General features: G+C 69.0%; 30 protein-coding genes and 1 tRNA gene. 11 read left to right on the forward strand and 20 right to left on the reverse strand.

Annotated elements, in window-relative coordinates; all coding sequences use genetic code 11:
• Nucleotides 1-1,239, reverse strand: a complete 1,239-nt coding sequence (gene senA, locus HPS01S_RS00215; RefSeq protein ID WP_066149481.1) for a selenoneine synthase SenA — start codon at nt 1,237-1,239, stop codon at nt 1-3.
• Here senA and senB point away from each other — a divergent pair.
• Genes senB through HPS01S_RS00230 form a run of 3 tightly spaced genes read left to right on the forward strand, consistent with a single transcriptional unit; the run spans nt 1,238 to nt 4,079 of the window.
• Entirely contained in the window at nt 1,238-2,218 is a 981-nt protein-coding gene (gene senB / locus HPS01S_RS00220; protein WP_066149484.1) for a selenoneine biosynthesis selenosugar synthase SenB, read from the forward strand. The genes senA and senB overlap by 2 nt on opposite strands.
• Nucleotides 2,219-2,272: 54 nt before the next feature.
• Nucleotides 2,273-3,346 carry a selenide, water dikinase SelD gene (selD, locus tag HPS01S_RS00225; RefSeq protein WP_066149487.1) on the forward strand — a complete coding sequence of 358 codons (1,074 nt, stop codon included), beginning with the start codon at nt 2,273-2,275 and terminating at the stop codon, nt 3,344-3,346.
• A gap of 37 nt (nt 3,347-3,383) precedes the next feature.
• Entirely contained in the window at nt 3,384-4,079 is a 696-nt protein-coding gene (locus HPS01S_RS00230; RefSeq protein WP_066150855.1) for a haloacid dehalogenase type II, read from the forward strand.
• 16 nt (nt 4,080-4,095) lie between these two features.
• Here the strand turns inward: HPS01S_RS00230 and HPS01S_RS00235 are convergent, their stop codons facing one another.
• Nucleotides 4,096-4,422: a hypothetical protein gene (locus tag HPS01S_RS00235; RefSeq protein ID WP_066149490.1), complete on the reverse strand. Its 327-nt coding sequence runs from the start codon at nt 4,420-4,422 to the stop codon at nt 4,096-4,098.
• 152 nt (nt 4,423-4,574) lie between these two features.
• Between HPS01S_RS00235 and HPS01S_RS00240 the strand changes: the two genes are divergently transcribed.
• Nucleotides 4,575-4,952, forward strand: a complete 378-nt coding sequence (locus HPS01S_RS00240) for a COG4315 family predicted lipoprotein (RefSeq protein WP_066149493.1) — start codon at nt 4,575-4,577, stop codon at nt 4,950-4,952.
• A 6-nt stretch (nt 4,953-4,958) separates the two neighbouring features.
• Here the strand turns inward: HPS01S_RS00240 and HPS01S_RS00245 are convergent, their stop codons facing one another.
• The 10 genes from HPS01S_RS00245 to HPS01S_RS00290 all read right to left on the reverse strand — a co-directional run bounded on the left by HPS01S_RS00245 (nt 4,959) and on the right by HPS01S_RS00290 (nt 13,968).
• Complete coding sequence (locus HPS01S_RS00245; RefSeq protein ID WP_066149496.1) at nt 4,959-5,351, reverse strand: VOC family protein; 393 nt, start codon at nt 5,349-5,351, stop codon at nt 4,959-4,961.
• Between the two features lie 18 nt (nt 5,352-5,369).
• Nucleotides 5,370-6,575 carry a chromate efflux transporter gene (chrA, locus tag HPS01S_RS00250; RefSeq protein WP_066149499.1) on the reverse strand — a complete coding sequence of 402 codons (1,206 nt, stop codon included), beginning with the start codon at nt 6,573-6,575 and terminating at the stop codon, nt 5,370-5,372.
• A complete protein-coding gene (locus tag HPS01S_RS00255; RefSeq protein ID WP_066149502.1) occupies nt 6,572-7,741 on the reverse strand; it encodes an FAD-dependent oxidoreductase in 1,170 nt (389 codons plus the stop codon). Before HPS01S_RS00255 ends, chrA begins: the two co-directional genes overlap by 4 nt.
• A gap of 26 nt (nt 7,742-7,767) precedes the next feature.
• The gene (locus HPS01S_RS00260; RefSeq protein WP_066149505.1) at nt 7,768-8,547 is read right to left on the reverse strand and encodes a DUF3047 domain-containing protein; all 780 of its coding nucleotides are present in this window, start codon (nt 8,545-8,547) and stop codon (nt 7,768-7,770) included.
• On the reverse strand, nt 8,544-10,706 hold the full coding sequence (locus HPS01S_RS00265) for a dihydrolipoyl dehydrogenase family protein (protein ID WP_218016576.1): 2,163 nt from the start codon (nt 10,704-10,706) through the stop codon (nt 8,544-8,546). The genes HPS01S_RS00260 and HPS01S_RS00265 overlap by 4 nt, the downstream gene beginning before the upstream one ends.
• A gap of 9 nt (nt 10,707-10,715) precedes the next feature.
• Nucleotides 10,716-11,330: a CDP-alcohol phosphatidyltransferase family protein gene (locus tag HPS01S_RS00270; protein WP_066149509.1), complete on the reverse strand. Its 615-nt coding sequence runs from the start codon at nt 11,328-11,330 to the stop codon at nt 10,716-10,718.
• Between the two features lie 87 nt (nt 11,331-11,417).
• Nucleotides 11,418-11,900 (reverse strand): DoxX family protein, encoded by a 483-nt coding sequence (locus HPS01S_RS00275; protein WP_066149511.1) that lies wholly within the window; start codon nt 11,898-11,900, stop codon nt 11,418-11,420.
• Nucleotides 11,897-12,754: an HvfC/BufC N-terminal domain-containing protein gene (locus tag HPS01S_RS00280; RefSeq protein ID WP_066149515.1), complete on the reverse strand. Its 858-nt coding sequence runs from the start codon at nt 12,752-12,754 to the stop codon at nt 11,897-11,899. Before HPS01S_RS00280 ends, HPS01S_RS00275 begins: the two co-directional genes overlap by 4 nt.
• Nucleotides 12,751-13,650 carry an MNIO family bufferin maturase gene (bufB, locus tag HPS01S_RS00285; protein ID WP_066149518.1) on the reverse strand — a complete coding sequence of 300 codons (900 nt, stop codon included), beginning with the start codon at nt 13,648-13,650 and terminating at the stop codon, nt 12,751-12,753. Before bufB ends, HPS01S_RS00280 begins: the two co-directional genes overlap by 4 nt.
• 36 nt (nt 13,651-13,686) lie before the next feature.
• Nucleotides 13,687-13,968 carry a BufA1 family periplasmic bufferin-type metallophore gene (locus HPS01S_RS00290; protein ID WP_066149521.1) on the reverse strand — a complete coding sequence of 94 codons (282 nt, stop codon included), beginning with the start codon at nt 13,966-13,968 and terminating at the stop codon, nt 13,687-13,689.
• Between the two features lie 171 nt (nt 13,969-14,139).
• On the opposite strand from HPS01S_RS00290, the gene HPS01S_RS00295 reads away from it, so the two are divergent.
• Nucleotides 14,140-14,727 (forward strand): sigma-70 family RNA polymerase sigma factor, encoded by a 588-nt coding sequence (locus HPS01S_RS00295; RefSeq protein WP_066149524.1) that lies wholly within the window; start codon nt 14,140-14,142, stop codon nt 14,725-14,727.
• A complete protein-coding gene (locus HPS01S_RS00300) occupies nt 14,724-14,930 on the forward strand; it encodes a zf-HC2 domain-containing protein (protein WP_066149526.1) in 207 nt (68 codons plus the stop codon). The genes HPS01S_RS00295 and HPS01S_RS00300 overlap by 4 nt, the downstream gene beginning before the upstream one ends.
• A 37-nt stretch (nt 14,931-14,967) precedes the next feature.
• On the opposite strand, the gene ftsY is transcribed toward HPS01S_RS00300, so the two are convergent.
• The gene (gene ftsY, locus HPS01S_RS00305; RefSeq protein ID WP_066149528.1) at nt 14,968-16,017 is read right to left on the reverse strand and encodes a signal recognition particle-docking protein FtsY; all 1,050 of its coding nucleotides are present in this window, start codon (nt 16,015-16,017) and stop codon (nt 14,968-14,970) included.
• 29 nt (nt 16,018-16,046) lie between these two features.
• Between ftsY and HPS01S_RS00310 the strand changes: the two genes are divergently transcribed.
• Genes HPS01S_RS00310 through HPS01S_RS00330 form a run of 5 tightly spaced genes read left to right on the forward strand, consistent with a single transcriptional unit; the run spans nt 16,047 to nt 20,290 of the window.
• Entirely contained in the window at nt 16,047-17,456 is a 1,410-nt protein-coding gene (locus tag HPS01S_RS00310; RefSeq protein WP_066149531.1) for a M16 family metallopeptidase, read from the forward strand.
• An 18-nt stretch (nt 17,457-17,474) separates the two neighbouring features.
• Nucleotides 17,475-18,803 carry a M16 family metallopeptidase gene (locus HPS01S_RS00315; protein ID WP_084396919.1) on the forward strand — a complete coding sequence of 443 codons (1,329 nt, stop codon included), beginning with the start codon at nt 17,475-17,477 and terminating at the stop codon, nt 18,801-18,803.
• Between the two features lie 17 nt (nt 18,804-18,820).
• Complete coding sequence (gene rsmD, locus HPS01S_RS00320) at nt 18,821-19,426, forward strand: 16S rRNA (guanine(966)-N(2))-methyltransferase RsmD (protein ID WP_066149537.1); 606 nt, start codon at nt 18,821-18,823, stop codon at nt 19,424-19,426.
• 50 nt (nt 19,427-19,476) lie between these two features.
• The gene (gene coaD / locus HPS01S_RS00325; RefSeq protein ID WP_066149540.1) at nt 19,477-19,980 is read left to right on the forward strand and encodes a pantetheine-phosphate adenylyltransferase; all 504 of its coding nucleotides are present in this window, start codon (nt 19,477-19,479) and stop codon (nt 19,978-19,980) included.
• Between the two features lie 10 nt (nt 19,981-19,990).
• Complete coding sequence (locus HPS01S_RS00330) at nt 19,991-20,290, forward strand: YfhL family 4Fe-4S dicluster ferredoxin (protein ID WP_066149543.1); 300 nt, start codon at nt 19,991-19,993, stop codon at nt 20,288-20,290.
• Here HPS01S_RS00330 and pth read toward each other — a convergent pair.
• The 7 genes from pth to HPS01S_RS00360 all read right to left on the reverse strand — a co-directional run bounded on the left by pth (nt 20,239) and on the right by HPS01S_RS00360 (nt 25,935).
• Nucleotides 20,239-20,907: an aminoacyl-tRNA hydrolase gene (gene pth / locus HPS01S_RS00335; protein ID WP_066149546.1), complete on the reverse strand. Its 669-nt coding sequence runs from the start codon at nt 20,905-20,907 to the stop codon at nt 20,239-20,241. The two genes, HPS01S_RS00330 and pth, sit on opposite strands and share 52 nt — an antisense overlap.
• Nucleotides 20,908-20,978: 71 nt before the next feature.
• Complete coding sequence (locus HPS01S_RS00340; RefSeq protein ID WP_066149549.1) at nt 20,979-21,605, reverse strand: 50S ribosomal protein L25/general stress protein Ctc; 627 nt, start codon at nt 21,603-21,605, stop codon at nt 20,979-20,981.
• 87 nt (nt 21,606-21,692) lie between these two features.
• Nucleotides 21,693-22,667 carry a ribose-phosphate pyrophosphokinase gene (locus tag HPS01S_RS00345; RefSeq protein WP_066149552.1) on the reverse strand — a complete coding sequence of 325 codons (975 nt, stop codon included), beginning with the start codon at nt 22,665-22,667 and terminating at the stop codon, nt 21,693-21,695.
• Between the two features lie 80 nt (nt 22,668-22,747).
• Nucleotides 22,748-22,824: transfer RNA gene (locus HPS01S_RS00350), tRNA-Gln, on the reverse strand.
• An 89-nt stretch (nt 22,825-22,913) separates the two neighbouring features.
• Complete coding sequence (ispE, locus tag HPS01S_RS00355; protein ID WP_066149554.1) at nt 22,914-23,828, reverse strand: 4-(cytidine 5'-diphospho)-2-C-methyl-D-erythritol kinase; 915 nt, start codon at nt 23,826-23,828, stop codon at nt 22,914-22,916.
• A complete protein-coding gene (locus HPS01S_RS21390; RefSeq protein ID WP_084396921.1) occupies nt 23,825-24,316 on the reverse strand; it encodes a lipoprotein insertase outer membrane protein LolB in 492 nt (163 codons plus the stop codon). The genes ispE and HPS01S_RS21390 overlap by 4 nt, the downstream gene beginning before the upstream one ends.
• Entirely contained in the window at nt 24,313-25,935 is a 1,623-nt protein-coding gene (locus HPS01S_RS00360) for a tetratricopeptide repeat protein (protein ID WP_255284121.1), read from the reverse strand. The genes HPS01S_RS21390 and HPS01S_RS00360 overlap by 4 nt, the downstream gene beginning before the upstream one ends.
• Nucleotides 25,936-25,982 lie beyond the last annotated feature (47 nt).

A 25,982-nucleotide genomic window follows, 5' to 3' on the forward strand; every position in this document is an offset into this window, starting at 1 on the left:
TCACGCCATGGCGACCGAGCGGAACCCGGCCACGATGTCGTTGCGTTCGGGCGTGAAGTAGTTGCGGTACCGGGGGTGGCGCATGCGCGGCACGGTGAAGGCACTGGCGCCTTTGAGCACCGGCCGGCCGTCGAACCAGGGCTGCGAGTAGTCCACGTAGGGGTGGGGCGTGAAACCGGGGAAAGGCGCGAAAGGGCTGGCGGTCCATTCCCAGACCTCGCCCCATCGGAAGCCGGGCTGCTGCGACGCCAGCTCCCACTCGGCCTCGGTCGGCAGCCGCCGCCCGGCCCAGGCACACCAGGCCTGCGCTTCGAAGGCGCTGAGATGGCGGGCCGGGGCGGACAGGTCCAGCGCCTCCCATTGGCCAAAGCGCTGCTGTTCCCAGCCCTGTGGTGTCTGGCGCAGGTGGCGCGGTGCCTGCCGTTCGCCCAAAAGGCGCCAGATCCAGCCCGGCGCGCTCCAGAAGCGGCGCTGCGCGTACGAGCCGTTTTCGACAAAGGGCAGGAACTGCGCCCAGCTCACCGGCTGCGCGTCGATTTCGAAAGCGCCGACGGGCACCGGGTGTGCGCCGAGCTCGTTGTCGAAGGCGAAGCCCGGGCCGCTGCGGCCCAGCGTCCAGGTGGTGGCATCGACGCCCAGCGAACGGGTGCGGTGCGCAGCGCGATCGGCCTGCGGCAGCCGGACCCCGGGATCGAAGCCCAGCGTTTGCGCCATGTGCATCGCGGCCTCGGCGTGCATGTCTTCGTGGAACAGCGCGAGCCGGAAGAAGTAAAGACCGTCGTCGTTCTCGGGCGCCTCGTCCAGCAGTGCCAGCGTGTCAGCCAGGCTGGCCAGGAGGTCGGCGCGCACCGCGTCGGCATCGGGCAGCGGCAGCTGCCAGCGGCGGTCGTGCGGCACCTCGCTGGAGTGGTAGAGCGCGTCCGCATCGACGCCCCGGGTGGCCTGGCGTGCGGGTGATCGCGGGGCCTTCGGATCGGCTGCCACGCCCAGGTGGCGCTGCGGGTAACGCGCCAGCCACCAGTCGGCGAACCAGCCGATGTGGCCCAGTTCCCAGAGCGGCGGGTTGAGCTCGGGCGTGCAGGGCACGCGCAACCCGGGGCCGAGCGCGGCCGTGTAGGCATCGAGCAGCGCCAGGCTGCGGCCGCGCGCGTCCTGCATTGCCTGTGCCAGCACGGCTTTGCCGCCACGGCGCAGGGCTTCTGCTTCGGACACAATCGCTGAGCTCTGTGGTTCCGCCATGAAAAAACCCTCCCTGTGTCTCGTGACGCCTGCGCTGGCCGATGCCAACAACGGCAACTGGCAGACCGCGCACCGCTGGGCGCGTTTGCTAGCGGGCCATTATGAGGTTCGCGTGGTGAAAGCGTGGCCCGATGACCGCATGGCCGACAACGGTACCGACCTGCTGCTGGCGCTGCATGCGCGGCGCTCGGCCGACAGCGTGGCCGCCTGGGCCCAGGCCCATCCCGACCGGCCGCTGGTGCTCGCACTCACCGGCACAGACCTCTACCGCGATATCCAGACCGATGCCCGTGCGCAGCGCTCGCTGGTGCTGGCGCACCGCCTCATCGTGTTGCAGGAGCGGGCGCCCCTGGCCCTGCCCGAGGCCCACCGCGGCAAGTGCCATGTGGTGTTCCAGTCGAGCACGCGGCGCCAGACCCTGGACAAGACGCGCCAGCATCTGCGCGTGGTGGTGGTGGGCCATCTGCGCGAAGAGAAGTCGCCGCAGACCGTGTTCGAGGCTGCGCGTCTGCTGGCGCCCGATGAGGGCATCCTGATCGACCACATCGGCAACGCCCTCGACCCCGCGCTGGCCGATCGGGCGCGCGCGACGGCCGCGGCCTGCCCGCACTACCGCTGGCTCGGCGGCCTGCCGCACGAGGCCACGCGCCGCCGCATCCAGCGCGCCCACCTGCTGGTGCACCCCAGCCGCATGGAAGGTGGCGCCCACGTGATCATGGAAGCCGCGCTCAGCGGCACGCCGGTGCTGGCCTCGCAGATGGATGGCAACCTGGGCATGCTGGGGCCGGACTACGGCGGCTACTTTCCGGTGGGCGATGCGGCGGCGCTGGTGGCGCGGCTGCGCGAATGCCGCAAGGACATCGCGGGGGCCGGCGATGCCCTGGCCGCCCTGCAAGCACAATGCTCGGCCAGAGCGCCGCTGTTCGAGCCGGCCGCCGAACGGGCCGCCCTGCTGCGGGCACTGGCCGGGCCGCGCTGAAACCGGCCGGCCTGGCCCGCTGGATCGATTTGTCCCAACCCACGGAGACCCCGAATGAACGCCCCGTCCACGCCCGCCCACACCCAGCCCCGCCTGACCAGCCTCTCGCACGGCGGCGGCTGCGGCTGCAAGATCGCGCCCGGCGTGCTCAGTGAAATCCTCAAGGGCACCAGCGCCATGCCCATTCCGAAAGAGCTGCTGGTGGGCATCGAGACCGCGGACGACGCCGCCGTCTACCAGCTCAACGACGAGCAGGCGCTGATCGCCACCACCGACTTCTTCATGCCCATCGTCGACGACCCGTTCGACTTCGGCCGCATCGCCGCCACCAACGCCATCAGCGACGTCTACGCCATGGGCGGCACGCCCATCATGGCGCTGGCCCTGGTGGGCATGCCGATCAGCGTGTTGTCCACCGACACCATCGGCAAGATCCTGGAAGGCGGGCGCGCGGTCTGCACCGCGGCGGGCATCCCCATCGCGGGTGGCCACACCATCGACTCGGTCGAACCGATCTACGGCCTGGTCGCACTCGGCCTGGTGCATCCCAGGCGCGTCAAGCGCAACGCCGACGCGAAAGTGGGTGACCGCCTGGTGCTGGGCAAGCCGCTGGGCGTGGGCGTGCTCTCGGCCGCGCTGAAGAAGGACGCGCTCAGCGCCGACGGCTACGCGCAGATGATCGCCAACACCACCAAGCTGAACACCCCCGGCCCGGATCTCGCCGCCATCGCCGGTGTGCACGCGCTGACCGACGTGACCGGCTTCGGCCTGGCCGGCCACGCGCTGGAGATGGCGCGCGGCTCGGACACCACGGTGACGCTCGACATGGCCCGCGTGCCGCTGATTGGCGGTGTGCGCGACCTGGCGGCGCAGGGCATGGTGACGGGGGCCAGCGGCCGCAACTGGGCCGCCTACGGCAGCGAGGTGCGGCTGGCCGAATCGCTGCAGCCGGTCGACCAGGCCCTGCTGACCGACCCGCAGACCAGCGGCGGCCTGCTGGTGGCCTGTTCGCCCGACGCGGTGGACGAGGTGCTGGCGGTGTTCCACCGGCACGGCTTCGGCGCTGCGGCGGAAGTGGGCGAGATCGTGGCCGCGCAGGCCGACGGCGTGCGCCTGCGGGTGCGCTGACCCGCCCGGCGAGCTTTCCAACCCAGTGGTGTACCTGATGAAGCCTCCACGCATTCTCGTTTTCGACATCTTCGGCACCGTCGTCGACTGGCACGGCTCCATCGTGCGCGAGCTGGGCCAGCGCTTTCCGCAGGTCGACGCCGACGCCTTCGCGCTCGCCTGGCGCGCGGGCTACCAGCCGGCGATGGAGGCGGTGCGCTCGGGCGGGCGTGGCTTCGTCAAGCTTGATGTGCTGCACCGCGAAATCCTCGATGGCCTGCTGCCGCGCTTCGGTCTGGCGCACCTGACCGAAGCCGAGCGCGCCGACCTCAACCGCGTCTGGCACCGGCTCGCCGCCTGGCCCGACAGCGTGGCCGGGCTCACGCGCCTGAAGTCGCGCTTCACCATCTGCAGCCTGTCCAACGGCAACCTGGGCCTGCTCACCGACATGGCCAAGGCGGCCTGCCTGCCCTGGGACTGCGTGCTCAGCGCAGAGGTGTTCCGCGCCTACAAGCCCGACCCGCGGGTCTACCTCGGCGCGGCCGACGTGTTCGAGGCCGCACCCGGCGAGGTGATGATGGTCGCTGCCCACCACGAGGATCTGGCCGCGGCGCGCGACTGCGGCCTGATGACCGCCTACATCGAGCGCCCGCTGGAGTTCGGCGCGGCGCACATCAAGGACGTGTCACCGGTCGCGGCCAACACCCTTCACGCGAGCGACCTGCTGCACCTGGCCGACCAGCTGGGTTGCTGAGCGTCGCCTGATCCGTTCAGGACGGGGTCATCGAGGCCTTGATCTGCCGGATGGTGGACACGTCGCCCAGGAACACCTGGATCACGTCCTTCTCTTCGGACGTCAGGTCCTTGCTCTCCAGCAGCTTCAGGCGCCGCACAACCAGCTCCAGCGCCTCCGCCAGGTGCCCGATCTGGCGGCCGTAGCTGCCCACGCGCGCCAGCGCCGACTGCTCGACCGCCGGGTTGGACGAGGTCCCGAGGTTCACGTTGAACAGGTGGAACTGCCAGTTGGGCAGGAGGGGTTGGGTCAGGCTGGTCGGTGCCAGCTGCCAGGTGAGGGGCACGGTGACTTGCTGCGGCATGGTGGGCTCCCGGTGTGGGCCGCCGGACGGCGGTGCAGGGACCATACAAGAGCCGTGCCAGTGCGCGTGTGACGCATCCTCTTGACGGGGGTCAAAGCGGACGCTGGGCAGGCGCCTAGAGTGGAAATTCCCACCCCACCGGAGACATCTCCATGAACCACCCGCACACCACCTTCAAAACCTTGGTCGCACTGCTCCTGCTGGCCTGTGCCAGCGTCGCCGCCGCCCAGCCCAAGACAACCAACGGCATCCTCACGGACGAAAAAGGCATGAGCCTCTACGTCTGGGACAACGAACTGACCGCACCGGGAAAGATCCTGTGCACCGGGCCCTGCACCATCACCTGGCCACCGATGCTCGCCAAGGACGGCGCCAAGGCCTTCGACGACTTCACCCTGATGACCCGCGACGACGGCACCCTGCAGTGGGCCTACAAGGGCCGGCCGCTGTACCAGTCGGCCAACGACAAGCAGCCGGGTGACCACAAGGGCGACGGCTTCCGCGGCATCTGGCACCTCGTCAAACCCTGAAGCCGATCACCCGCCGACCGGCGTGCACAGCTCCACCAGGATGCCGTCCGGGCAACGCACATAGGACACCACCTGCCCCCAGGGCTTCTGCGACGGCGGCGCCATCTCGCGCGCGCCGGCCGCCACGGCCCGGGCGTGCGCGGCCGGCACATCGTCCGTGACCAGCGCGATCTCGAAGCCCAGCGGCTGGGCCGAAGTGTCGGCGTGCACGTGGCCACCGGCGAAGTTCATGTCGCCCAGCTCGTGCGCGGCGAAGGCCAGCGTGGTCTCGCCGGTGTCGAGCTCGCCATAGGTGCCGCTCTCGTGCAGGAAGCGGCGTTTCAGGCCGAAGGCCTGCTCGAAGAAGGCCAAGGAGGCCGCGACGTCGGGGACGTAGGTGATGGTGTAGCCGAGTTTCATTTCGTGTCCTTCGCGTGATCAGGCCGCCATGGCCCACCCGATGGTGGCACACCCCGCCACCACCGCCCACGGCGGCCATTTCCATTTCATCAGTGCCAGCAGCGCCACTGCCGCCAGCAGCGCGTCGCCCATCCCGCGGATGCCGCTGGTGATGACCGGGTTCCACAGCGCGGCCAGCAGCAGGCCGACCACGGCGGCGTTGATGCCCATGAGCGCGGCGCGCACGCGGGGCTGGGCGCGCAGGCGTTCCCAGAATGGCAGCGCACCCACCACCAGCAGGAAGGCCGGCGCGAAGATGGCTGCCAGCGCCAGCAGTCCGCCGGCCCAGCCGGAGGGGTCGCTCTGCATGCTGGCACCCAGGAAGGCCGCGAAGGTGAACAGCGGGCCGGGCACGGCCTGCGCCGCGCCGTAGCCGGCGAGGAAGGCGTCGTTGTTCACCCATCCGGTGGGCACCACACTGGCCTGCAGCAGCGGCAGCACCACATGGCCGCCGCCGAACACCAGCGCACCCGCGCGGTAAAAGGCGTCGACCACGGCCAGGGCCTGCGAGGGCAGGGCTGCGGCCAGCAGCGGCAGGCCCACCAGCAGCGCGGCGAACAGCAGCAGCCACAGCGCGCCCGCCCGCCGGCCGACGGGCACATGCAAGGGCTCGTGGGCGGTGTCGGATGGCGGACGCATCGCGGCCAGGCCGATGACGGCCGCGACGCCGATGACCAGCAGCTGCAAGGCCGTGCCGGGCCAGGCGATGAGGACCGCGGCGGCACCCAGCATGAGCGCGCGGCGCGGTGTGTCCGGGCAGAGGCTGCGCGCCATGCCCCAGACGGCCTGCGCCACCACGGCGACCGCCACCACCTTCAGGCCGTGCAGCAGGCCCGCGCCCGCGCCGCTTTGCAGCGCGTCGCCCGCCTGTGCCACGCCCAGGGCGAGTGCGATCAGGGCCAGGGCCGAGGGCAGGGTGAAGCCGGCCCAGGCGGCGAAGGCGCCTGCGTAGCCGGCGCGCGAGAGGCCCAGCGCCAGGCCTACCTGGCTGCTGGCCGGGCCGGGCAGGAACTGGCAGAGCGCGACCAGGTCGGCGTAGGCGGCCTCGCTGAGCCAGCGGCGGCGTTCGACGAACTCGTGGCGGAAGTAGCCCAGGTGCGCCACCGGGCCGCCGAAGCTGGTAAGCCCGAGCCGCAGGAAGATCAGGAAGACCTGCCAGGCACTGCGGTCGGGTGTGGTGTTCATGCCGTGGGCAGGGTGTATCGGGCCATGAAGGCGCGGTCGATGTGGTCCTTCCAGCGCCACACCCAGCCGCCCTCGGCGTGCAGCGGCCCCCAGCTGGCGATGGCGTGACCGGCACCGCAGGAGATCAGGTTCAGCGTGTTCGCTGGCGGGTGGTGCGGCTTGAGCGGCTGGCCTTCGTGGGCCGCCAGCAGGTTGTCCGCCAGCGGCGGGCCGGCGCGCACCGCGTAGACACCGTTCCTGGGGTGCGGCCGGTCGGTGCGGGCGCACACGTCGCCCGCGGCGAACACCTCGGGGTGGCTGGTGCTCTGCTGGAACTCATTGACCAGCACATGCCCCGATTCGCTGAGCGCCAGGCCGCTGCCCTGCAGCCAGGCCGGCGCGTGGGCACCGATGGCGATCAGCGGCACGTCGCAGGCCAGCTCGGTGCCGCTGCCCAGCTTCACCACGCCCGGCGCCAGGCCGACACAGGTGTCGCGCAGCACGGTGATGTTCAGCCGTTTGAGCCGGCGCAGCACGCGCGCCTGCAGGCCGGCGGGGTAGCTGGCGGCGGGTTCCACGCCGCCGGTGATGAGGGTGAAGCGGGCGCCGGCCGCCCCGCGGGTGCGCAGGCACTGCTCGGCCGCAAACAGCAGCTCCAGCCCGGCCGCGCCCGCGCCGATCACCGCCACCGACAGCGCGCGTTGCTGCGCCTGCTCCAGCACCTGGGGCCAGAGCGAGGCGAAGACCTCGATCGGTCGCACGATCAGCGCGTTGTCCGCCGCGCCGGGGATCTGTTCTTCGAGCCGCTGGCGGTCGATCACCGGGCCGGTGTCGATGGACAGCAGGTGGTAGGGCAGGTCGGGCGGCAGGATCTCGTCCTGCGAGCGGCTCTTGCCGGCCGGGCTCAGGCGCGCCCGTCGGCCGGCCGCGTCGATGCCGCTGCAGCGCGCACGCACCCACTTGGCCCCCGCGGCGCGGATCAGCGGCTCCAGCGGAATCTGGCAGTCGGTCTCGCTGTAGTGGCCCGCCACCAGGCCCGGCACCATGCCGCTGTAGGTCTGGTACGGGTAGGGCGTGACGACCGTGATGTCCAGATCGGCCGGCCGCTGCTGCGCCAGGCGCGACAGGACATGGACATGGGCGTGTCCGCCGCCGAGCAGCAGCAGCTTCTTGATTCCGTGGTGCATGGGCCCCGATGTTACGGGGTGTGACATCAGGGGCCGGTGGTGGTGGTCCAGCGCAGGTCGGCCACCCAGCCGCTGCTGCGGCTGGCGGTGTTGTCGCTGTCGGCGCCGATCAGCACGGTGGCGACCCTGGGCAGCTCGCCGTGCGGCGTCTGCGCGCCCTGCGGCAGTTCGTCGCCGAACAGGGTGGTGAAGTCCTGCGCGAGATCGCGGTTCTCCGCGACCCACTGGCCCGCCGCGGTCTCGCTGCCGCGCAGGCTGATGTAGCGCACGCGCCGTGAATAGGGGTTGGCGCCCTGCAGGCCGGCGGCGCGGCCGCTGTCCCACACGTAGCAGACCGTGGCTGCGGGCAGGGCCTCGCCGCTGACGCTGCGCGCGATGCGCAGCACGGTGCGTTCGACGAAGGGCACGCGCTCCAGCGGGTGATCGAACATGGCGCAGACCTTGAGCGCCGCGTCGTCGCCGGCCTTGGTGGTCAGGTCGGGCGAGGCCTTGCCGCCCGAGAGCGGCTGGTCCAGCCGCCAGCGCCACTGCAGGCGCGCGGGCGGCGCGTCCTGCAGGTCGTGCACCAGGCTGCCGTAGGACGACGCGGTCACCACCTTCACCGCGGGCTGGCCATCGACCTGGCCGGCCTCGATGACGGTGGGCGGGATCGGCGCCTTCTGCTGGGGAAAACCGACATAGCGCCAGCCGGGGTGGAGGGCGCCGTCGGGCTGGGTCAGCGGCGGCAGCGTCTGCGCGTGCGCCTGCGCACCCGCCAGCGTGCCGGCCAGTGCTGCGATGAGGGTGGCGGTGTTCCAGGTGTTCATGTCCGCTTCCAGTCGTGGTAGCGCTTCACCCAGGCCAGCAGCCGGTGCGGCTGGTGGGCGCGCTTCCATTCGCCGGCCGCGTACTTGTTGGCCTCGGCCAGCGTGGGGTAGGTGTGGATGGTCCCCAGGATCTTGTTCAGGCCCAGGCCGTGCTTCATGGCCAGCACGTACTCGGCCAGCAGGTCACCCGCGTGTGTGCCGACGATGGTCACACCCAGGATCTGGTCCTTGCCCGGCACGGTCAGCACCTTGACGAAGCCGTGGGCCTCGCTGTCGGCAATGGCGCGGTCCAGGTCGTCGATGCCGTACTTCGTGACCTCGTAGGGAATTTTCCTTTCCTTCGCTTCCTGCTCGTTCAGGCCCACGCGCGCCACCTCGGGGTCGATGAAGGTGGCCCAGGGGATGACCGAGTAGTCGGCCTTGAACTTCTTGAAGTCGCCGAACAGCGCGTTCACCGCCGCGTACCAGGCCTGGTGTGCGGCCACGTGGGTGAACTGGAACGGCCCGGCCACGTCGCCGGCGGCGTAGATGTTGGGGTAGATGGTCTGCAGGTACTCGTTGGTCTCGACCGTGCGGTTCGTGGGAATGCCCAGGTCTTCGAGCCCATAGCCGGTGAGCCGCGCCACGCGGCCGACGGCGCACAGCAGTTGGTCGAAGGCGATGCGCTTTTCCACGCCAGCGTGTTCCACCACCAGCGTCTTCTCGCCGTTCACCAGCTCGCAGCGCAGCGCCTTGTGGCCCGTCAGCACGGCCACGCCGTCGGCCTCCAGAGAAGCCTTCGCGAGCGAGGAGACTTCCTCGTCCTCGCGGATCATGACGCGCGGCGCCATCTCCACCTGCGTCACCTGCGAACCCAGGCGCGCGAAGCTCTGCGCCAGTTCGCAGCCGATGGGACCGCCGCCCAGCACCACCAGTCGCTTCGGGATCTCGTCGAGCTTCGCGAATTGATCCCACAGCGTGTCGCTGGTGACGTAGCCCACGGTGTCGAGCCCCGGCAGCGGCGGCACGAAAGGCCGCGCGCCGGCCGCGATGACGATGCTGCGCGCGGTGAGCCGTTGCGTGCCGCCGCTGTTCAGCGTGATCTCCACCGTCCACGGGTTCACCAGCTTCGTGTAGCCCTGCAGCACCTCCACGCCCAGGCCGGTGTAGCGCTCCACGCTGTCGTGCGGCTCGATGGCGGCGATCACGTCGTGGATGCGCTGCATCACGGCCTTGAAGCTGAACGTGGGTGCTGCGTCGCTCAGGCCGTAGTTCGAGGCGTGGCGCATCTGGTGCGCCAGCTTGGCACTCCTGATCAGCGCCTTGCTCGGCACGCAGCCGTAGTTCAGGCAGTCGCCGCCCATCTTGTGCGCCTCGACCAGCGTCACCTTGGCCTTGACCGCGGCGGCGATGTAGGCCGAGACCAGACCACCCGCGCCCGCGCCGATCACGATCAGGTTGCGGTCGAAGGTCTTCGGCCGCACGCCGGCCCACTTCGCGTAGACCTTGCGCTTCTGCACCGCCTCGACGATCTTGCGCGCGATCAGCGGGAACAGGCCCAGCAGCACGAAGCTGCCCAGCAGGCCAGGACTCACGATGCCCTGCAGCGATGTGAGCTGTCCCAGCTGCGTGCCCGCGTTCACATAAACGGCAGTGCCCGCCAGCATGCCGATCTGGCTGACCCAGTAGAAGGTCCAGGCCTTCATCTTGGTCAGACCCATCAGCAGGTTGATGACGAAGAAGGGCACGACCGGGATCAGCCGCAGCGTGAACAGGTAGAACGCGCCGTCCTTCTGGATGCCCTTGTCCACCTCGGCCAGGCGCTGGCCAAAGCGGCTCTGCACGCTGTCGCGCAGCAGGAAACGCGCGGTGAGGAAGGCCAGCGTGGCGCCGATGCTGGAGGCGAACGACACCAGCAGCAGACCCCAGCCCAGACCGAAGATGGCGCCGCCCGCCAGCGTGACGATGGTGGCACCGGGCAGCGACAGCGCAGCGACCGCGACATAGAGCAGGAAGTAACCCGCGGCCAGCGCCAGCGGCTGCTGCGCGCGCAGCTCGGCGAAGCGCGCCTGGCTCTGCTGGAGAAATTCCAGGCTGAAGAAGCGGCCGAGGTCGAATGCGAAGAAGGCCACGATACCGATCAGCACGGCCATCAGAAGCATGAGTTTGCGCAGGTTCATGGGGTCTCCTCAGGCGCCGTCGCGCAGCCGCTGCCAGCCCCAGCCGATGCGCAGCGCGGTGGTGATGGCGCACAGCGCGGCGAAGCCGTAGGCGATGGGGCCGAACCACTGCGGCCACAGGCACATGGCGGCGAAGGCGGCGATGGTCTCGGTGGCTTCGGTGAGGCCGCCGAGGAAGTAGAAGCTCTTGCCCGGCAGCGCGGTATCGGCCAGGCGGCGCTTCTCGGCCAGCGCAGCGAAGGCCAGGAAGCTGCTGCCGGTGCCGATGAAGCTGGCCAGCAGCACGGCGGCGGGCAGGGCGTTGGCCGCGGGGTCGGCGAACGCAAAGCCCAGCGGGACCGCGGCGTAGAACAGGAAGTCCAGCGTGATGTCCAGGAAGCCGCCGCGGTCGGTGGGGGTCGAGGCGCGCGCCACCGCGCCGTCCAGACCGTCGAGCAGGCGCGAGAGCAACAGCAGCACCAGCCCGGCCACGAACTGCCGCAGGCCGATGGCCAGCGCCGCCGCCATGCCGGTGACGAAGCCGGCCAGCGTGACCGCGTCGGCGCCCACACCCAGCCGAACCAGGGCGGCGCCGGCACGGCCGAAGGCCGGTCGCAGGGCCTGCTGGATCGCCCTATCCAGCATGGTGGTGGCGCAGGGGGTGGGTGGACGGTGTCGACAAGCAGGGTCTCCGGGGCGGCGGGGTTGCGCGGCTTGAACCGCTGCGTGAGCTTACCTGCTGGCCTGCGGTGTCAGCCAGCCGTTCACCCGGGGCTTGAGCCAGGCGCAGTCCACCGACCAGTGGCCCACGCCATACAACGCGAGCGCGGCCAGCAGCACGCCCCAGGTGATGTGCTGCTGCAGCGCAGCCGGCGCGATCTCGCTGAGGCTGAGCACCGCCACCACGTTGACCACGCTCAGGCCCAGCGCGGCAAAGCGCCCGGCCAGCCCGAGCAGCAGCATCGCTGGCAGCACCAGTTCACCCGCGGTGCCCATGACCGCCGCGACACCGGGCGAGAGCAGCGGCACGCGGTATTCCTCGGTGAACAGCAGCAGGGTGGTGTCCCAGTCGCGTAGCTTGGTCAGGCCGGACAGGAAAAACACCTGGGCGAGGTAGGCCCGTGCCGCCAGCGCGGCCAGCGGCTGGGCGCCGTCGAGAGCGGTGGTCAACGCGTTCCAGAGGCTCAGGCCGCGCTGCAGCAGGCTCGTGTTCATGGGGTCATCTCCAGGTGAGGGGCGGGGTCGGTCAGGCGCTGCACGCCGATGACCAGCCCGTCGGTGACAGTGGCGGTGAGCCAGGCCGAAAAGTCGAAGGCCGGCGGTTCGGTGTCGGCGGCGCAGGCCGCATCCAGCGCGCCGGGCAGGTCGGCGCCGGCCTGCAGCGCCTGCACCAGCGCGGCCGCCGAAGGATCGATGGCGGCGATGCGCGGGCGCAGGCCCTGGCGCCACACCAGGGCGTGTTCGCCAATCCCGTCGCGCAGCCGCTGCGCCGCCTCGGCCAGGCTGGGGTCGCCAAACAGGTGCGCGGTGACCAGGCTGGCGACCGGAAAGCGGCTGCCGATCACCGTGGTGCCGGGGCTGAGACTGAGCGTGAGGCCTTGCGGGTCTTCGCTGGCCAGCCGCGCGAAGCTGGGCAGATCGGGCTCGGCGTCGGCGGCGCTGCCGGCGCGGTGCAGTGCCCACTCGGCGCGCGCCACGTCGCCCAGGTAGGGCACGTCGGACAGCTGGTCGCTCGCCTGCAGGAAGCCAGGCAGGGCGGCGCCCCACTGCGCGAGGTCGCCCCCGCGGGGCGGGTGCGTGTGCCAGAGGTCGCGCGCGAGCAGGTCGAAGTTCTGCTCGCCGAACATCGCGGCGATCACCGGGTAGGCGGCGCGCAGCGCGCGTTCGGCCATCGCATGGCCGTTGCTGCGGTAGGCCGCCAGGCCTCGTGCGGACTGGGGATGCCACACATCGAGCTGAGTGTTCAGGCGCGCGTCGGCCGCATGCCTGCCATCGCCCGGTCGCGCGAACAGGGCGTCCAGCAGAAGCTGCTGTTGCTGCGCCAGCGTCAGGGTGTCCAGGGTGTTCATGCGGCGACCGCCTGTGTGTCGGTGGCCGGGGCCAGCACCTGCGCCGCGGCCTTGCGGGCTTGGTCGGCTTCTTCCAGCAGAACGGACAGTTCCGGGAGGTCCGTGTCCCATTCGATCAGCGTCGGCACGGCGCCGAAACGGCCAATGGCATGGCGGTACAGCGCCCAGACCTGCTCGTTCACGCGGCTGCCGTGGTCGTCGATCACGATGTCGCCGCAGTGCCGGTGGCCTGCGAGATGGATCTCCGCCACATGTCCTGGCGCGATGGCGTTCAGCCAGCGCCGGCATGCGCCCAGCGGGTCGTCGTGTTCGCCGCGCAGCTGGCCGTTGAGGGCGTTCACAAAGATGTTGTTCACGTCGATCAGCAGGCCGCAGCCGCTGCGCCGCGCGAGCGCGTTGAGGAATTCGGGTTCGTCCATCTCGGCCTCGCGCCACTGCACATAGGCCGAGAGGGTTTCCACCGCGATGGGGCGGCGCAGGCGGTCCTGCACGCGCTGGACGTTGGCGCACATGGCGTCCAGCGCCGCTCGGCTCATCGGCACGGGCAGCAGGTCGGCCGCGTGCACCATGGCACCGCGCGCGAAGCTGGCGTGGTCGCTGACCCGCACCGGGTCGATGGCCTGCACGAGCCGCGCCAGCTGGTCCAGGTGCTCGGTGTCGATACCTTGCGCTGAGCCCAGCGACAGGCCGACGCCGTGCAGGCTCACCGGGTGCTGCGCCCGGCCTTCGCGCAGCACGGCCAAGGCCGCGCCGCCGGGGGCGAAGAAATTCTCCGAATGGACTTCGATGAAGCCGAGGGCAGGCCGCTGTTCCAGCAGCGCTGCGTAATGGGGGTGCCGCCAACCGATGCCGACCTCGGGCGCTGCGGCATGAGGCCGATGAGCGTGTGCGGTCATGGTGGCGGGCTTTCTTGTGCGAGGGTTGGCCGCGGATCAGGACTTCTTCATGCCCATCTTGGCGTCGTCCATCGACATGCCGCCCATGGTCTTGCAGGTGCCCGCAGCGACGTACTTCCATTCGCCCTTGTCGTTGTCGACCTTGGACTGGCCTGCGCAGGAGTGCGAGCCGGAGAGGTTGGCGCAGTCGTTCTGCCCGGCCTTGGCGATGCCGAAGCATTTTTCCTTGGCGGCGTCCTGGGCCATGGCGGGGCTGGTGAGCATGGCAAGGCTCATCAGCGAAGCGGCGGCGGTGGTGATCATCTGGCGCTGGTTCATCGGTTTTCTCCTGAATGAGGTGGGGGTTGAGAGTCAACCGGTGCGTGTCGCGGGGCGATGTTCACCGGTTGGGCGTCAGTCAGCCGATGAGGATCGGTTCTTACACGCCGCACAAAAAATATTCCTCGGTCCTCCGCTGGCCGGGTCTTTACACTCGCAGCGAATCGCCGAATGCCCATGACCCAGAACCCGCCCGACTTCACGACCCAGGTGGCCGAGTGCCGGGCCTACCTGCTGCGCTTCGCGCGCCTGCAGCTGCGCAACGACGCCTGGGCCGAAGACGCCGTCTCCGAGACCGTGCTGGCCGCGCTGGCCCGGCCGCAAGCCTTCGAGGGCCGTTCCCAGATGCGCACCTGGCTGGTCGGCATCCTCAAGCACAAGATCATCGACATCCTGCGCCAGCGTCAGCGCGAGGTGACGCTGGACAGCGGCTCTGACGACGACAGCACCGATCCGCTGGAGCACATGGCCTTCAAGGCCGATGGCCATCACGCCCAGATGCCCGCCGACTGGGGCGATCCCGAGCAGTCGCTGGGCAGCCGCCAGTTCATGGCCGTGCTCAACGCCTGCACCGAAAAACTGCCGCCGGTGCAGGGGCGCCTGTTCCTGATGCGGGAGTGGCTGGAGCTCTCCAGCGACGAGATCTGTAAGGAACTGGGGCTGACGCCGACCAATCTCTATGTCCAGCTCCACCGGGCCCGCCTGCGCTTGCGGGAGTGCCTGGAACTGAACTGGTTTGGACGAACACACACGACATGAAGGCCGCTTACCCGTTTCGCCGCACCTGCAAGGAGGCCACCGCACTGATGGTGGCCCGTGAAGACCGCCAGCTGCCGTGGGCAGACCGCGTCGGGCTGCGCCTGCATCTGATGGTGTGCAAGGCCTGCCCCACGTTCGAACGCCAGATGCTGACGATGCGCCACGCGATGAAGCAGTGGCGCGGCTATACAGAAGAAGAGTAGCGACCTGCGCAGCGGCGGAGCGCGGGAGTCACATCCCTCAGTTCAACAGCGCCTGCGCAAACTCGCGTGCGTTGAAGGTTTCCAGGTCTTCGAGCTTTTCACCGACGCCGATGAAGTAGATCGGCACCGGCCGCTCGCGCGCGATGGCGCAGACCACGCCGCCCTTGGCCGTGCCGTCGAGTTTGGTGATGACCAGGCCGGTGAGTTGCAGTGCCTCGTCGAAGGCCTTGACCTGCGTCAGCGCGTTCTGGCCGGTGTTGCCGTCGATGACGAGCAGCACCTCGTGCGGCGCCGTGCCGTCGGCCTTCTGCACCACGCGCTTGATCTTCCGGAGCTCTTCCATCAGGTGCAGCTGCGTCGGCAGGCGGCCGGCCGTGTCCACCAGCACCACGTCGCGGCCGCGCGCCTTGCCGGCGCTCACGGCGTCGAAGCTCACGGCGGCCGGGTCGCCGCCTTCCTGCGTCACGATCTCCACCGTGTTGCGGTCGGCCCAGACGGCCAGCTGCTCGCGGGCCGCGGCGCGGAAGGTGTCGGCAGCGGCCAGCAGCACGCTGGCGCCTTCGTTCGCCAGATGGCGCGTGAGCTTGCCGATGGAGGTGGTCTTGCCGGCGCCGTTGACGCCCGCGACCATGATCACAGTCGGCTTGTGCTCGCCGATCACCAGCGGCTTCTGCAGCGGCGCCAGCAGGTCGGCGATGGCGTCGGCCAGCAGGCCCTTGACGGCCGCCGGATCGGTGGTCTTGCTCTCCTTGACGCGCTTCTTCAGGTCGGCCAGCAGGTGCTCGGTGGCCTTGACGCCGGTGTCGGCCATCAGCAGCGCCGCCTCCAGCTCTTCATAGAGCGCGTCGTCGATCTGCGTGCCGGTGAAGACGGTGGCGATGCTGGAGCCGGTCTTGCGCAGGCCGGCCTTGAGCTTGTCGAGCCAGCCCTTGCGCTCGGGCGGCGCTGCGGGAGCAGCCGGCGGGCTGACGACGGCCGGCAGCGTGGCCGGCGCAGCGACCGGCGCCGACGGGGCGGGCGCGGCGGCGGGGACCGGTTCAGGGACCGGTGGGGGCGCAGGCGGTTTTTTTCTGAAGAACGAGAACATGTTTCAATCTTTGGAATCCACAGGATTCTATGAAACGAGCTTTCTCCTCCCTGATGCGGGGGCTGGTGGTGCTGGCCATGCTCTGGTCCGCCGCCGCGTCCGCCACCGAAACCGCCCGGACCTACACCCTCTCCAACGGCATGACCTTGCTCGTGCAGCCCGACCGGAGGGCGCCCACCGTGGTGCACATGCTCTGGGTGCGCGTGGGGTCGATGGACGAGGTCGACGGCACCTCGGGCGTGGCCCATGTGCTGGAGCACATGATGTTCAAGGGCACGCCCAGCCTGGCGCCGGGCGAGTTCTCCCGCCGCGTCGCAGCGCTGGGCGGGCGCGAGAACGCGTTCACCAGCCGCGACGCCACCGCCTACCACCAGCAGGTGCCGGCGCGGCACCTGGAAGCGGTGATGAGGCTGGAAGCCGACCGCTTCGAGAACAACCGCTGGAGCGACGACGAGTTCCGGCGCGAGATCGAGGTGGTCAAGGAAGAACGGCGCCAGCGCACCGAGGAATCGCCGCGCGCCCGCATGTTCGAGGCCTTCGGTGCGATGGCGCTGCAGGCGCACCCCTACCGCCGGCCGGTGGTGGGCTGGATGAGCGATCTGGACGCGATGACACCGCAGGACGTACGGGACTTCCACCGCCGCTGGTATGTGCCGGGCAACGCGGCGGTGGTGGTGGCGGGCGATGTGGAGCCTGACGCGGTGCATGCGCTGGCGGAGTCCATCTACGGCCGCATTCCGGCTCGCGCGCTGCCCGAACGCAAGCCGCGCGAGGAACCGCCGCAGAGCGGTCAACGGCGCATGGAATACCGCGCCGCGACCGAGCAGGCGATGCTGGCCATGGCCTGGCCCATGCCGCGCCTGAAAGACCCCGGCGCCCGCGATGACGAGTCTCGGGATGCGCTGGCGCTGATCGTGCTGTCCGCGCTGCTCGACGGTTACAGCGGCGCCCGGCTCGACCGCGCGCTGGTGCAGGGCACCGCGGGCACCCGGCTTGCCGACAGCGCCGGGGCCGGCTACGGTGCGCTGGGGCGCGGGCCCGCGCAGTTCACACTGACCGCGGTGCCAGCGGCCGGTGTGGCCGTGGCCGAGGTCGAGAAGGCGCTGCGCGCCGAGCTGGGCCGGATCGCCCGGGACGGCGTGAGCGAAGCCGAACTGCAGCGGGTCAAGACCCAGTGGTCGGCGGGCGAGATCTACAAGCTCGACTCGGTCTACAACCAGGCGCAGGAGCTGGGCACCTGGTGGGTCCACGGGCTCGGCCCCGGCAGCGCGGCGCGCCTGATGGAGGCCCTGCGCGGCGTCACGGCCGAGCAGGTCCGGTCGGTGGCGCAGCGCCTGTTTCCCGACGAGCGTCTGAGCGTGGCGGTGCTGGTGCCCGACCCCTCGCAGCGCAGCACCCCCGCCAGGACCGGCCCCCGGCCCGCCCTGGGCCGCCACTGAGACCTGGGTGATGCACCGATGACACCGATGACAAACCTCTTCCACCTTGTCCTGCTGTGCCTGCTCTGCGCACCCGCCTGGGCCGCGATCCCGATCCAGCACTGGACCCACGCCAGCGGCGCCCGGGTCTATCTGGTGGCCAGCCCGTCGATCCCGATGCTGGACGTGCAGATCGACTTCGACGGCGGTTCGCGCCGCGATCCCGCCGACCGCGCCGGTCTGGCCACCGCCACCGCCTCAATGGTGTCGGCCGGCGTGGTCGCGCAGGGTGCGCAGCCGGCGCTGGATGAAAACGCGCTCAGCGAGGCCTGGGTCGACCTGGGCGCCCAGCTGGGTGTGAGCGCCGGGCTGGAGCGCTTCAGCGTGTCCCTGCGCACCCTCACCGAACCCGAACTGCTGGAACGCGCCCTGGCGCTTGCGGCCCGCCAGCTGGCCGCACCCGCGTGGCCGGAGGCCGTCTGGCAGCGCGACCGCCAGCGTTGGCTGGGCGCCCTCAAGGAGGCCGAGACGCGCCCGGGCACCCACGCCGCACGTGCGTTTGCCCAGGCGGTGTACGGCGACCACCCTTACGGCCGCGAGGCCACCGCGACCACGCTGGACGCGATCACCGTGGACGACATGCGCCGCTTCTACCGCCGCCACGCGGCGGCCTGCCGGGCGCAGATCGTGATGGTGGGGGCCATTGATCGCGCCATGGCCGGGCACATTGCCGACCGGCTCGTGGCGGCCCTGTCTCCGAACGGTTGCGAGCCCCTGCCCGCGGTGGCCGAGGTCGCGCCCCTGGCGAACGCCGTCGAGCGGCGCATTCCCTTCGACGCCGCCCAGGCCCAGGTCCTGATCGGCCAGCCGGGCCACCGGCGCAACGACCCCGACTTCTTCCCGCTGTTCGTCGGCAACTACATCCTGGGCGGTGGCGGCTTCGTCTCGCGGCTGACCACCGAGGTGCGCGAGAAGCGGGGGCTGAGCTACAGCGCCTACAGCTACTTTGCGCCGGGCCTGCACGCGGGCGCCTTCCAGCTCGGCCTGAGCACGCGACCGGACCAGGCGGACCAGGCGGTCCAGGTGGCGCGCGAGGTCGTGCGCCGCTTCGTCGCCGAGGGCCCCACCGCGGCGGAACTGCAGGCGGCCAAGGACTACCTGGTCAACGGCTTCGCCCTGCGTTTCGACAGCAACCGCAAGCTGCTGGACAACGTGGCCAACATCGCCTGGAACGGCCTGCCGCTGGACTACCTGGAGAGCTGGACCCGCCGCGTCGAGGCGGTGACGACGGCAGACATCCGGCGGGCGTTTGCACGCGTGCTGCAGCCCGAGCGCATGGTGACGGTCGTCGTCGGCGCCAAGCCCTGACTGGTTAAGCTTGGCGCATGAACAAAGCACCGCCACGTCCCGCTGCACAGGCTGCGCACGAGGTCCGCATCATTGGCGGCCTGTGGAAACGAAGCAAGCTGCCGGTGGCCGACCGGCCCGGCCTGCGGCCAACACCCTCGCGCGTGCGCGAGACGCTCTTCAACTGGCTGGGCCAGGACCTGAGCGGATGGCGCTGCCTGGACGCGTTCGCTGGCACGGGTGCACTCGGGCTGGAGGCCGGTTCGCGCGGCGCAGCCGAGGTGACGCTGGTGGAGCAGGACCCGGCGCTGTGCAAGTCCCTGCAGGCCACCGTGCAGCGGCTCAAGGCCGGGTCGGTGCGCGTGGAGCGTGGCGATGGCGTGGCTGCGCTGGGCCAGCGGGCCGGACAGGGGCTGGACCTGGTGTTCCTAGACCCACCGTTCGGCGATGGCGGCAACGAGACCCTGTTCGGCACGGCGCTGCGCCTGGCCCGCCTGGTGGTGGCCGACAGCGGCCTGATCTACCTCGAGGCGCCGCGCACCTGGGGCGATGACGAGCTGGCGCAGATCGGCCTGCAGACGCACCGCCACGGCCGGGCCGGGCAGGTGCATTTCCACCTCCTGCGCCCCTTGCCGCCGCAGTGACAAGCGGTGGGGACAGGGACCGCAGGTGACCCTTGGCCGATAATCCCGCCATGTCCGATTCCGCCTCTCCCTCTCGCCGCATCGCGGTCTACAGCGGCACCTTCGACCCGCTCACGCTCGGTCATGAGGACGTGGTGCGCCGCGCTGCCGGCCTGTTCGACGAACTGATCCTGGCCGTGGCCATCGCTCACCACAAGAAAACGCGCTTCTCGCTGCACGAGCGCATGGCCATAGCCGCCGAGGTCCTGGACGGGCTGCCGGTGCGCGTGCTGCCGTTCGACGGGCTCATCATGGACTTCTGTCGGGAGCAGGGCGCCTGCGCCGTGGTGCGCGGAATCCGCAACATGACCGACTTTGACTACGAAGCCCAGATGGCGGCCATGAACCGCAAGCTGCTGCCCACCGTGGAAACCGTGTTCCTGTTGCCGCAGGCCGAACTGCAGTGCATCTCCAGCACCCTGGTGCGCGAAATATCGACGCTGGGGGGCGATGTGTCGCAGATGGTCAGTCCGGGTGTGGCTGCCCGCCTCAGACCGCAACCCCTTCAGGCGTGAGGACAGCATCATGGCCCTGATGATCACCGCCGAGTGCATCAACTGCGACGTCTGCGAGCCCGAATGCCCCAACCAGGCGATCTCGATGGGCGAGGACTTCTACCAGATCGACCCCAACCGCTGCACCGAATGCGTGGGGCATTTCGACGAGCCGCAGTGCGTGCAGGTGTGCCCGGTCGAGTGCATCCCGGTCGACCCCGCCCACACCGAGAACCACGAGACGCTGTGGCAGAAGTACCAGCGCCTGCAGGCGGCCGGTCAGTCGCTGGCGTCGCCCGGCCCGGCGGTGTTGCCGCCTTCCGCTGGCTGAGCCGGGGTTGCCGCCGGCACTGGCTTCGGTGGTTTGGGGCGTGGAGGCTTGCTGGTGTGGATCAGGGCCGTGGCCTTGTCCATATTCCCCGCGATCAGCTGCGGCAGTGCCTTGAGTGAACGGTCCAGCGCCTGCACGATGGCGATGCGGTCGTCCAGCGATGGCTTCTTGAGTACCCAGTTCGCGACCTCGTTCCGGTTGCCCGGATGGCCGATGCCGATGCGCAGCCGCCAGTAGTCGGCACTGCCCAGCTGGGCGTGGATGTCGCGCAGGCCGTTGTGGCCGGCGTGGCCACCGCCCTTTTTGAGCTTGGCCTCGCCCGGCGGCAGGTCCAGTTCGTCGTGCACCACCAGCACCTCTTCAGGCGCGATCTTGAAGAAGCGCGCGAGCGAAGCCACCGACTTGCCCGACAGGTTCATGTAGGTCTGCGGCTCCACCAGCCAGACGCTCTGGCCGGCCACGTTGGCCCGAGCCACGAGTCCGAAATGGCCGCGCTCCATCTGCAGCGACGTCTTGAGCAGGCGCGCCGCCTCGTCCACGAACCAGAAGCCTGCGTTGTGGCGGGTGTCGGCGTATTCGGGGCCTGGATTGCCCAGGCCGGCGATGAGTCGGATCATGGCGTTGGATTATCAGGGGCACCAAAGACAAAGGCCCGCATGGAGCGGGCCTTTGAGAGGGGGACCAAGAATTACTTCTTGCCCTTGCCCTTCTTCTTGTCGTCGGCGGCAGCGACCACGGGAGCGGCCACCACTTCTTCCACCGGCTCAACGACGGTGGCGATGGTGATGTCCTTGCGGCCGTGGGTCACGATCTTCACGCCAGCGGGCAACTTCAGGTCGCCGGTGTGGATGGTGGCACCCTTTTCGGCGGAGCTGAGGTCGACCTCGATGAATTCCGGCAGTTGCATGGCCAGGCATTCGATCTCGATCTCGGTCACGATGTGGTTGACCAGGCACTTGTCGGTCTTGACAGCCGGCGAGTTCTCTTCGCCCACGAAGTGGATCGGCACCTTCTTGTGTAGGCGGGTCTTTTCGTCCACGCGCTGGAAGTCCACGTGCAGGACTTGCGGCTTGTAGGGGTGGTACTGCACATCGCGCAGCAGGACCTTCTGGACCTTGCCGGCCAGCTCCATGTCCAGGATGGAGGCGTGGAAGGCTTCCTTCTTCAGGGCGTGCCACAGCGCGTTGTGATCGACTTCGATCGTCACGGGCGCGGTGTCACCACCGAAAACGATACCGGGCGCGCGACCGGTGATGCGCAGACGGCGGCTCGCACCCGTACCCTGCTTGGCGCGCTCAAAAGCGACGAATTGCATGACTGACTCCAGTGGAGGGGTTCCGCGACCAGAACGCCTCAGGTTGAAAAAGGCCGCACCACATGGCACGACCTGGCTTTTGTCGCCTCAGAACAGGTTGTCCTGATCGGCGAACAAACTCATGACCGACTCGCCCGAGGCAATGCGCGCGATGGTCTCGGCCATCAGAGGCGCCACGGAGAGCTGGCGGATCTTGGCGCAGGCCTGGGCGGCCTGCGACAGGGGGATGGTGTTGGTCACGACCACCTCGTCCAGGGCCGATCCCTTGGCGATGCGGTCGATGGCCGGTCCCGAGAAGATGGCGTGCGTGCAGTAGGCGTAGACGTGCTTGGCGCCCCGCTCCTTGAGCACTTCGGCGGCTTTGACCAGCGTGCCGGCGGTGTCGATCATGTCGTCCATGATCACGCAGTTGCGGCCTTCGATGTCGCCGATCACGTGCATCACTTCCGACACATTGGCCTTGGGGCGGCGCTTGTCGATGATGGCCATGTCGCAGCCCAGCTGCTTGGCCAGCGCACGGGCACGCACCACGCCACCGACGTCGGGCGAAACCACCAGGAGGTCTTCGTAGTTCTTCTGGCGCAGGTCGCCCAGCAGAACCGGGGAGGCATAGATGTTGTCGACCGGAATGTCGAAGAAGCCCTGGATCTGGTCGGCGTGCAGGTCCATGGTCAGAACCCGGTTCACACCGACGGTCTGCAGCATATTGGCCACGACCTTGGCCGAGATCGGCACACGGCTGGAGCGCGGGCGGCGGTCCTGGCGGGCATACCCGAAGTAGGGGATCACGGCCGAGATGCGTGCGGCGGAGGCCCGTTTGAGCGCGTCGACCATGATGATGAGTTCCATCAGGTTCTCATTCGTCGGCGCGCAGGTCGACTGGATCACGAACACGTCGCGAGCCCGCACGTTCTGGGTGATCTCGACCGTGACCTCTCCGTCCGAGAAGCGACCTACATTGGCCGCACCCAGTTGGGTGTTGAGGTGCTGGGCAATCTCGGCCGCGAGGACCGGGTTGGCATTGCCGGTGAAGATCATGAAATCAGGGGGCTGAACTTGCATGGTGTTCCCGGCTGTTTCAACGACCAGTGCGCTGGCCGACAGCGGCGCAGCCGCTGGGTGTGTGGTTCAAAAAAAATGGGTGGCAGGGGAGGAAGGACTCGAACCCTCGCATGCCGGAATCAAAATCCGGTGCCTTTACCAACTTGGCGACTCCCCTACTCAGGACATTCGTGAGGCTTGCGCTTCACGAACACCCGAAAAATGTCGCTGGTCACACATCCGTTGACCGGGCTGACCGACCCGATTTTACTCGGGACACCAGTCCAGCAATGGATGTGCATCCATGTTGCTGCATTCACGGACCGTCCAGTCGGCTGGAGCGCCAGAAAGGTCCGTTGCCTGCGGCAATTGCGCAAACACCGCGGTACCAGAACCGGTCATCCGTCCGTGGAGACCACGGGCCGACAGCCATTCCAGGCATCGCACCACGTCGGGACACAGTGTCTGTGCCACCGGCTGCAGGTCGTTGTGTCCGAAATCCAGAATTTTCTGAAGATCGCAGGCGATGCGGGCATCGCTATTCAACCGTTCTGCATTGGTGTTTGCAGCAAAGCCTTGGAGTATAGCAGTTTTTGTGTCGCGTTGAAGTTCTGGCGAACTGAAAATTGCGGGCGTCGACGCGCCGGTGGGTGGCTTGACCACCACGAAGCGGGCGGACGGCAGCGAAACCGGGGTCAGTTGTTCACCCACGCCCTCGACCCAGGCGTTGTGGCCGCCGAGGAAGAACGGAACGTCGGCGCCCAGCTTCAGGCCGATTCTGGAGAGTTCCCTCCGTGTCAGTCCGAGCCCCCAGAGCCTGTTGAGCGCGAGCAGGCAGGTCGCTGCATCCGAGGAACCGCCTCCCATACCCGCTTCCGCAGGAATGCGCTTGTCCAGACGGATGTGGACGCCCAATGTACACCCCGTCGCTTCCTGGAGCGCCCGGGCAGCACGGACGCACAGGTCCTCAGGCGGCAGGCCGGGGAGGGTGTCTTCCCTGCTGATCCGGCCGTCCGGGCGCAGCTCAAAGTCCAGAAGGTCCACCCAGTCGATCAGCATGAACACCGACTGAAGGAGGTGATAACCATCGGCGCGGCGGCCCGTGACGTGCAGGAACAGGTTCAGCTTGGCCGGGGCGGGCACACCCTCCAGGCGTTGAAGCGGTTCGGTTTTTGGGGTCATGGCTGGAAAACCAGGCGCAGTTCGGCCGTGGGCAGGGGTTGAAGCCGGCGCGCAACCACGCGTCCTTCGCTGTGGCGGCTGAGATCTGCATTCCAGCCACTGGCATCGGCGGTCTGACCTTGCAGCCAGCCGAAGAGCGCGGCCACGGGCAAGGGGGTGCCTCCGAGGTCCGCCGTAAGTTCGTCCAGAGAGGGGCGGCGGGTGCGCTGTACGCCCTGTCGCAGCTCGGCGCCCTGCGGCGACCAGTGCACCGATGCCAGCACCGTTCCCAGCGGAGAGGTCAGCTGCAGTTCGCCCGCAGCAGGGGCTCCACGAAGTTCGAATCCGGCGGAATAAGACTGCGGCGGCTCGCTGTGAACAGTCAACGCCAGGCGACCGCTCCAGAACGAGGTGTCCTTCGACGCTTTCGGTCGGGAGGTTGCACAACCCGCAAGCGTCATCGCCACCACGCCCAGAAGGGCGAGGCGTCCACGATCCGCCCTGGTCATGGCTTGACGCGCAGACGCTGAAGGGTGTTTTGCAGCGTCTCGTTGTCGCTGGCCAGTAGCAGCCCCTCGCGCCAGATCTTCATGGCCTTGTCCCTATCGCCGCTGACCCACAGCACCTCGCCCAGGTGGGCAGCGATTTCCGCATCGGGGCGTTTGTCAAAGGCGGCCTGCAGGATCTGCAGGGCTCGGGCGATGTTGCCGTCGCGGAACTCCACCCAGCCCAGGCTGTCCTGGATGTAGGCGTCGTCGGGCGCCATGGACACGGCTTTTTCGATCAGCTGCCTTGCTTCGGTCAGGCGAAGGCCACGATCGGCCAAAGAGTAGCCCAGTGCGTTGTAGGCATGGTGGTGGTCAGGCTTGAGTTCGATCACCTGGCGGAACAGGCGCTCCATGTCGTCGATGCGGTTGAGCTTCTCCGCCATCATGGCCTGGTCGTAGATCAGGTCGCTGTCCTTCGGAAACCGGATGACCGCCTCGCCGTAGAGCTCGTAGGCCTGCTCCCATTGCTTGAAATCCCGCAACAGCTGCGCCTCGGCCACGAATTTCAGACGCGCATCCTCGGGGCGCCGCTCGGGGTGGTTGCGCAACAGTGTCCGGGCACGGTCCATCTGCCCCTGGTGGGCCAGCAGCGAGGCGCGGCGCATCTGTGCCGCCATGATGTCGTCGGCGTTCTCGATCCGGTCCAGCCAGGCGTTTGCCGCCTGAAAGTCTTTCTGCTGTTCGGCGATCTGGGCCATCAGCAGATAGGCCTGCGTCAGGCCGCGCGCGGCCCGCTCGTCACCAGACTGGCGTGCCAGGCCCATGTAGGTCTGCAGGGACTGCGTGGCGGCGGGCAGGCGTTTGTCTTGCACCTGCAGCGCAGCCAGCAGCAGCCAGGGTTCCATGGTCTCAGGCTGGATGCGGGTCAGGTTTTCCAGCAGGTTGCGCGCTTCTGCGTGGCGCTGAAGGTCGAACAGGATTCGGGCATAGCCAAGTGCCACGGGGGCTGGACTGCCCGCCACCGGTGGGCTGGCTTTCAGCTGGCCACGAACCACGGCTTCCGCTGCGGTCTGCCCGCGTTCCATGAGGTCCAGGGCGAGCAGGGCGGGAAATGGCGAGGACTGGTCGGCGGCGTGCCCGTTCCGGGCGGATGTAAGCGCCTGGGTGGGCTGGTTGTTGCCCAGCTCCATGGCGCCGATCGTGGTCCATGCCGCTGCGGCATGCGGTCCCTGTTTGATCACTGGAGCGAGGGCTTCGCGCACCACCTGAAGGGCGGCAGCCTTGTCCGCCACCCGTCCGTAGATGCGGGGGATTCCGTTGATGGCGTCGTTGCGGGATGCGGCAGGGGCCTGGTCGAGCAGGCGGCGCAGAACCGGACCGGTTTCGCCCACGCGGTTGAGCGCCAGCAGAATCTCGAGTTCGAAGCGGTCGGCTTCGGGTGAGACCGGGGTGGCCTGCGACCATGCGCGCGCTGCCGCCAGCGCCGCGTCGCCCGAGCGGGCCTGCAGGGCGATTTCCACGGCTCGGCGGAACAGGTCGGGGTCGTTCTGCTTGCGGGCAGCGTCCAGGATCAGCGAGTAACCGGTGCCGGGCTCACCGGAGGACACATTGAGCTCTCCGAGCAGCAGCTGATAGAACAAAGGAGCAGAAAGCGCGGAGTTGGCCGCCGGAGGCTCTGCAGGTGGAC

Origin of the sequence: Hydrogenophaga pseudoflava NBRC 102511 (genome assembly GCF_001592285.1) — a bacterium.
GTDB lineage: Bacteria > Pseudomonadota > Gammaproteobacteria > Burkholderiales > Burkholderiaceae_C > Hydrogenophaga > Hydrogenophaga pseudoflava.

What these genes read in the sequence shown, in the direction of transcription:
- senB (WP_066149484.1), top strand. Translation starts at nt 1,238, where the DNA reads ATGAAAAAACCCTCCCTGTGTCTCGTGACGCCTGCGCTGGCCGATGCC.
- senA (WP_066149481.1), bottom strand. Translation starts at nt 1,239, where the DNA reads ATGGCGGAACCACAGAGCTCAGCGATTGTGTCCGAAGCAGAAGCCCTG.
- selD (WP_066149487.1), top strand. Translation starts at nt 2,273, where the DNA reads ATGAACGCCCCGTCCACGCCCGCCCACACCCAGCCCCGCCTGACCAGC.
- HPS01S_RS00230 (WP_066150855.1), top strand. Translation starts at nt 3,384, where the DNA reads ATGAAGCCTCCACGCATTCTCGTTTTCGACATCTTCGGCACCGTCGTC.
- HPS01S_RS00235 (WP_066149490.1), bottom strand. Translation starts at nt 4,422, where the DNA reads ATGCCGCAGCAAGTCACCGTGCCCCTCACCTGGCAGCTGGCACCGACC.
- HPS01S_RS00240 (WP_066149493.1), top strand. Translation starts at nt 4,575, where the DNA reads ATGAACCACCCGCACACCACCTTCAAAACCTTGGTCGCACTGCTCCTG.
- HPS01S_RS00245 (WP_066149496.1), bottom strand. Translation starts at nt 5,351, where the DNA reads ATGAAACTCGGCTACACCATCACCTACGTCCCCGACGTCGCGGCCTCC.
- chrA (WP_066149499.1), bottom strand. Translation starts at nt 6,575, where the DNA reads ATGAACACCACACCCGACCGCAGTGCCTGGCAGGTCTTCCTGATCTTC.
- HPS01S_RS00255 (WP_066149502.1), bottom strand. Translation starts at nt 7,741, where the DNA reads ATGCACCACGGAATCAAGAAGCTGCTGCTGCTCGGCGGCGGACACGCC.
- HPS01S_RS00260 (WP_066149505.1), bottom strand. Translation starts at nt 8,547, where the DNA reads ATGAACACCTGGAACACCGCCACCCTCATCGCAGCACTGGCCGGCACG.
- HPS01S_RS00265 (WP_218016576.1), bottom strand. Translation starts at nt 10,706, where the DNA reads ATGAACCTGCGCAAACTCATGCTTCTGATGGCCGTGCTGATCGGTATC.
- HPS01S_RS00270 (WP_066149509.1), bottom strand. Translation starts at nt 11,330, where the DNA reads ATGCTGGATAGGGCGATCCAGCAGGCCCTGCGACCGGCCTTCGGCCGT.
- HPS01S_RS00275 (WP_066149511.1), bottom strand. Translation starts at nt 11,900, where the DNA reads ATGAACACGAGCCTGCTGCAGCGCGGCCTGAGCCTCTGGAACGCGTTG.
- HPS01S_RS00280 (WP_066149515.1), bottom strand. Translation starts at nt 12,754, where the DNA reads ATGAACACCCTGGACACCCTGACGCTGGCGCAGCAACAGCAGCTTCTG.
- bufB (WP_066149518.1), bottom strand. Translation starts at nt 13,650, where the DNA reads ATGACCGCACACGCTCATCGGCCTCATGCCGCAGCGCCCGAGGTCGGC.
- HPS01S_RS00290 (WP_066149521.1), bottom strand. Translation starts at nt 13,968, where the DNA reads ATGAACCAGCGCCAGATGATCACCACCGCCGCCGCTTCGCTGATGAGC.
- HPS01S_RS00295 (WP_066149524.1), top strand. Translation starts at nt 14,140, where the DNA reads ATGCCCATGACCCAGAACCCGCCCGACTTCACGACCCAGGTGGCCGAG.
- HPS01S_RS00300 (WP_066149526.1), top strand. Translation starts at nt 14,724, where the DNA reads ATGAAGGCCGCTTACCCGTTTCGCCGCACCTGCAAGGAGGCCACCGCA.
- ftsY (WP_066149528.1), bottom strand. Translation starts at nt 16,017, where the DNA reads ATGTTCTCGTTCTTCAGAAAAAAACCGCCTGCGCCCCCACCGGTCCCT.
- HPS01S_RS00310 (WP_066149531.1), top strand. Translation starts at nt 16,047, where the DNA reads ATGAAACGAGCTTTCTCCTCCCTGATGCGGGGGCTGGTGGTGCTGGCC.
- HPS01S_RS00315 (WP_084396919.1), top strand. Translation starts at nt 17,475, where the DNA reads ATGACACCGATGACAAACCTCTTCCACCTTGTCCTGCTGTGCCTGCTC.
- rsmD (WP_066149537.1), top strand. Translation starts at nt 18,821, where the DNA reads ATGAACAAAGCACCGCCACGTCCCGCTGCACAGGCTGCGCACGAGGTC.
- coaD (WP_066149540.1), top strand. Translation starts at nt 19,477, where the DNA reads ATGTCCGATTCCGCCTCTCCCTCTCGCCGCATCGCGGTCTACAGCGGC.
- HPS01S_RS00330 (WP_066149543.1), top strand. Translation starts at nt 19,991, where the DNA reads ATGGCCCTGATGATCACCGCCGAGTGCATCAACTGCGACGTCTGCGAG.
- pth (WP_066149546.1), bottom strand. Translation starts at nt 20,907, where the DNA reads ATGATCCGACTCATCGCCGGCCTGGGCAATCCAGGCCCCGAATACGCC.
- HPS01S_RS00340 (WP_066149549.1), bottom strand. Translation starts at nt 21,605, where the DNA reads ATGCAATTCGTCGCTTTTGAGCGCGCCAAGCAGGGTACGGGTGCGAGC.
- HPS01S_RS00345 (WP_066149552.1), bottom strand. Translation starts at nt 22,667, where the DNA reads ATGCAAGTTCAGCCCCCTGATTTCATGATCTTCACCGGCAATGCCAAC.
- ispE (WP_066149554.1), bottom strand. Translation starts at nt 23,828, where the DNA reads ATGACCCCAAAAACCGAACCGCTTCAACGCCTGGAGGGTGTGCCCGCC.
- HPS01S_RS21390 (WP_084396921.1), bottom strand. Translation starts at nt 24,316, where the DNA reads ATGACCAGGGCGGATCGTGGACGCCTCGCCCTTCTGGGCGTGGTGGCG.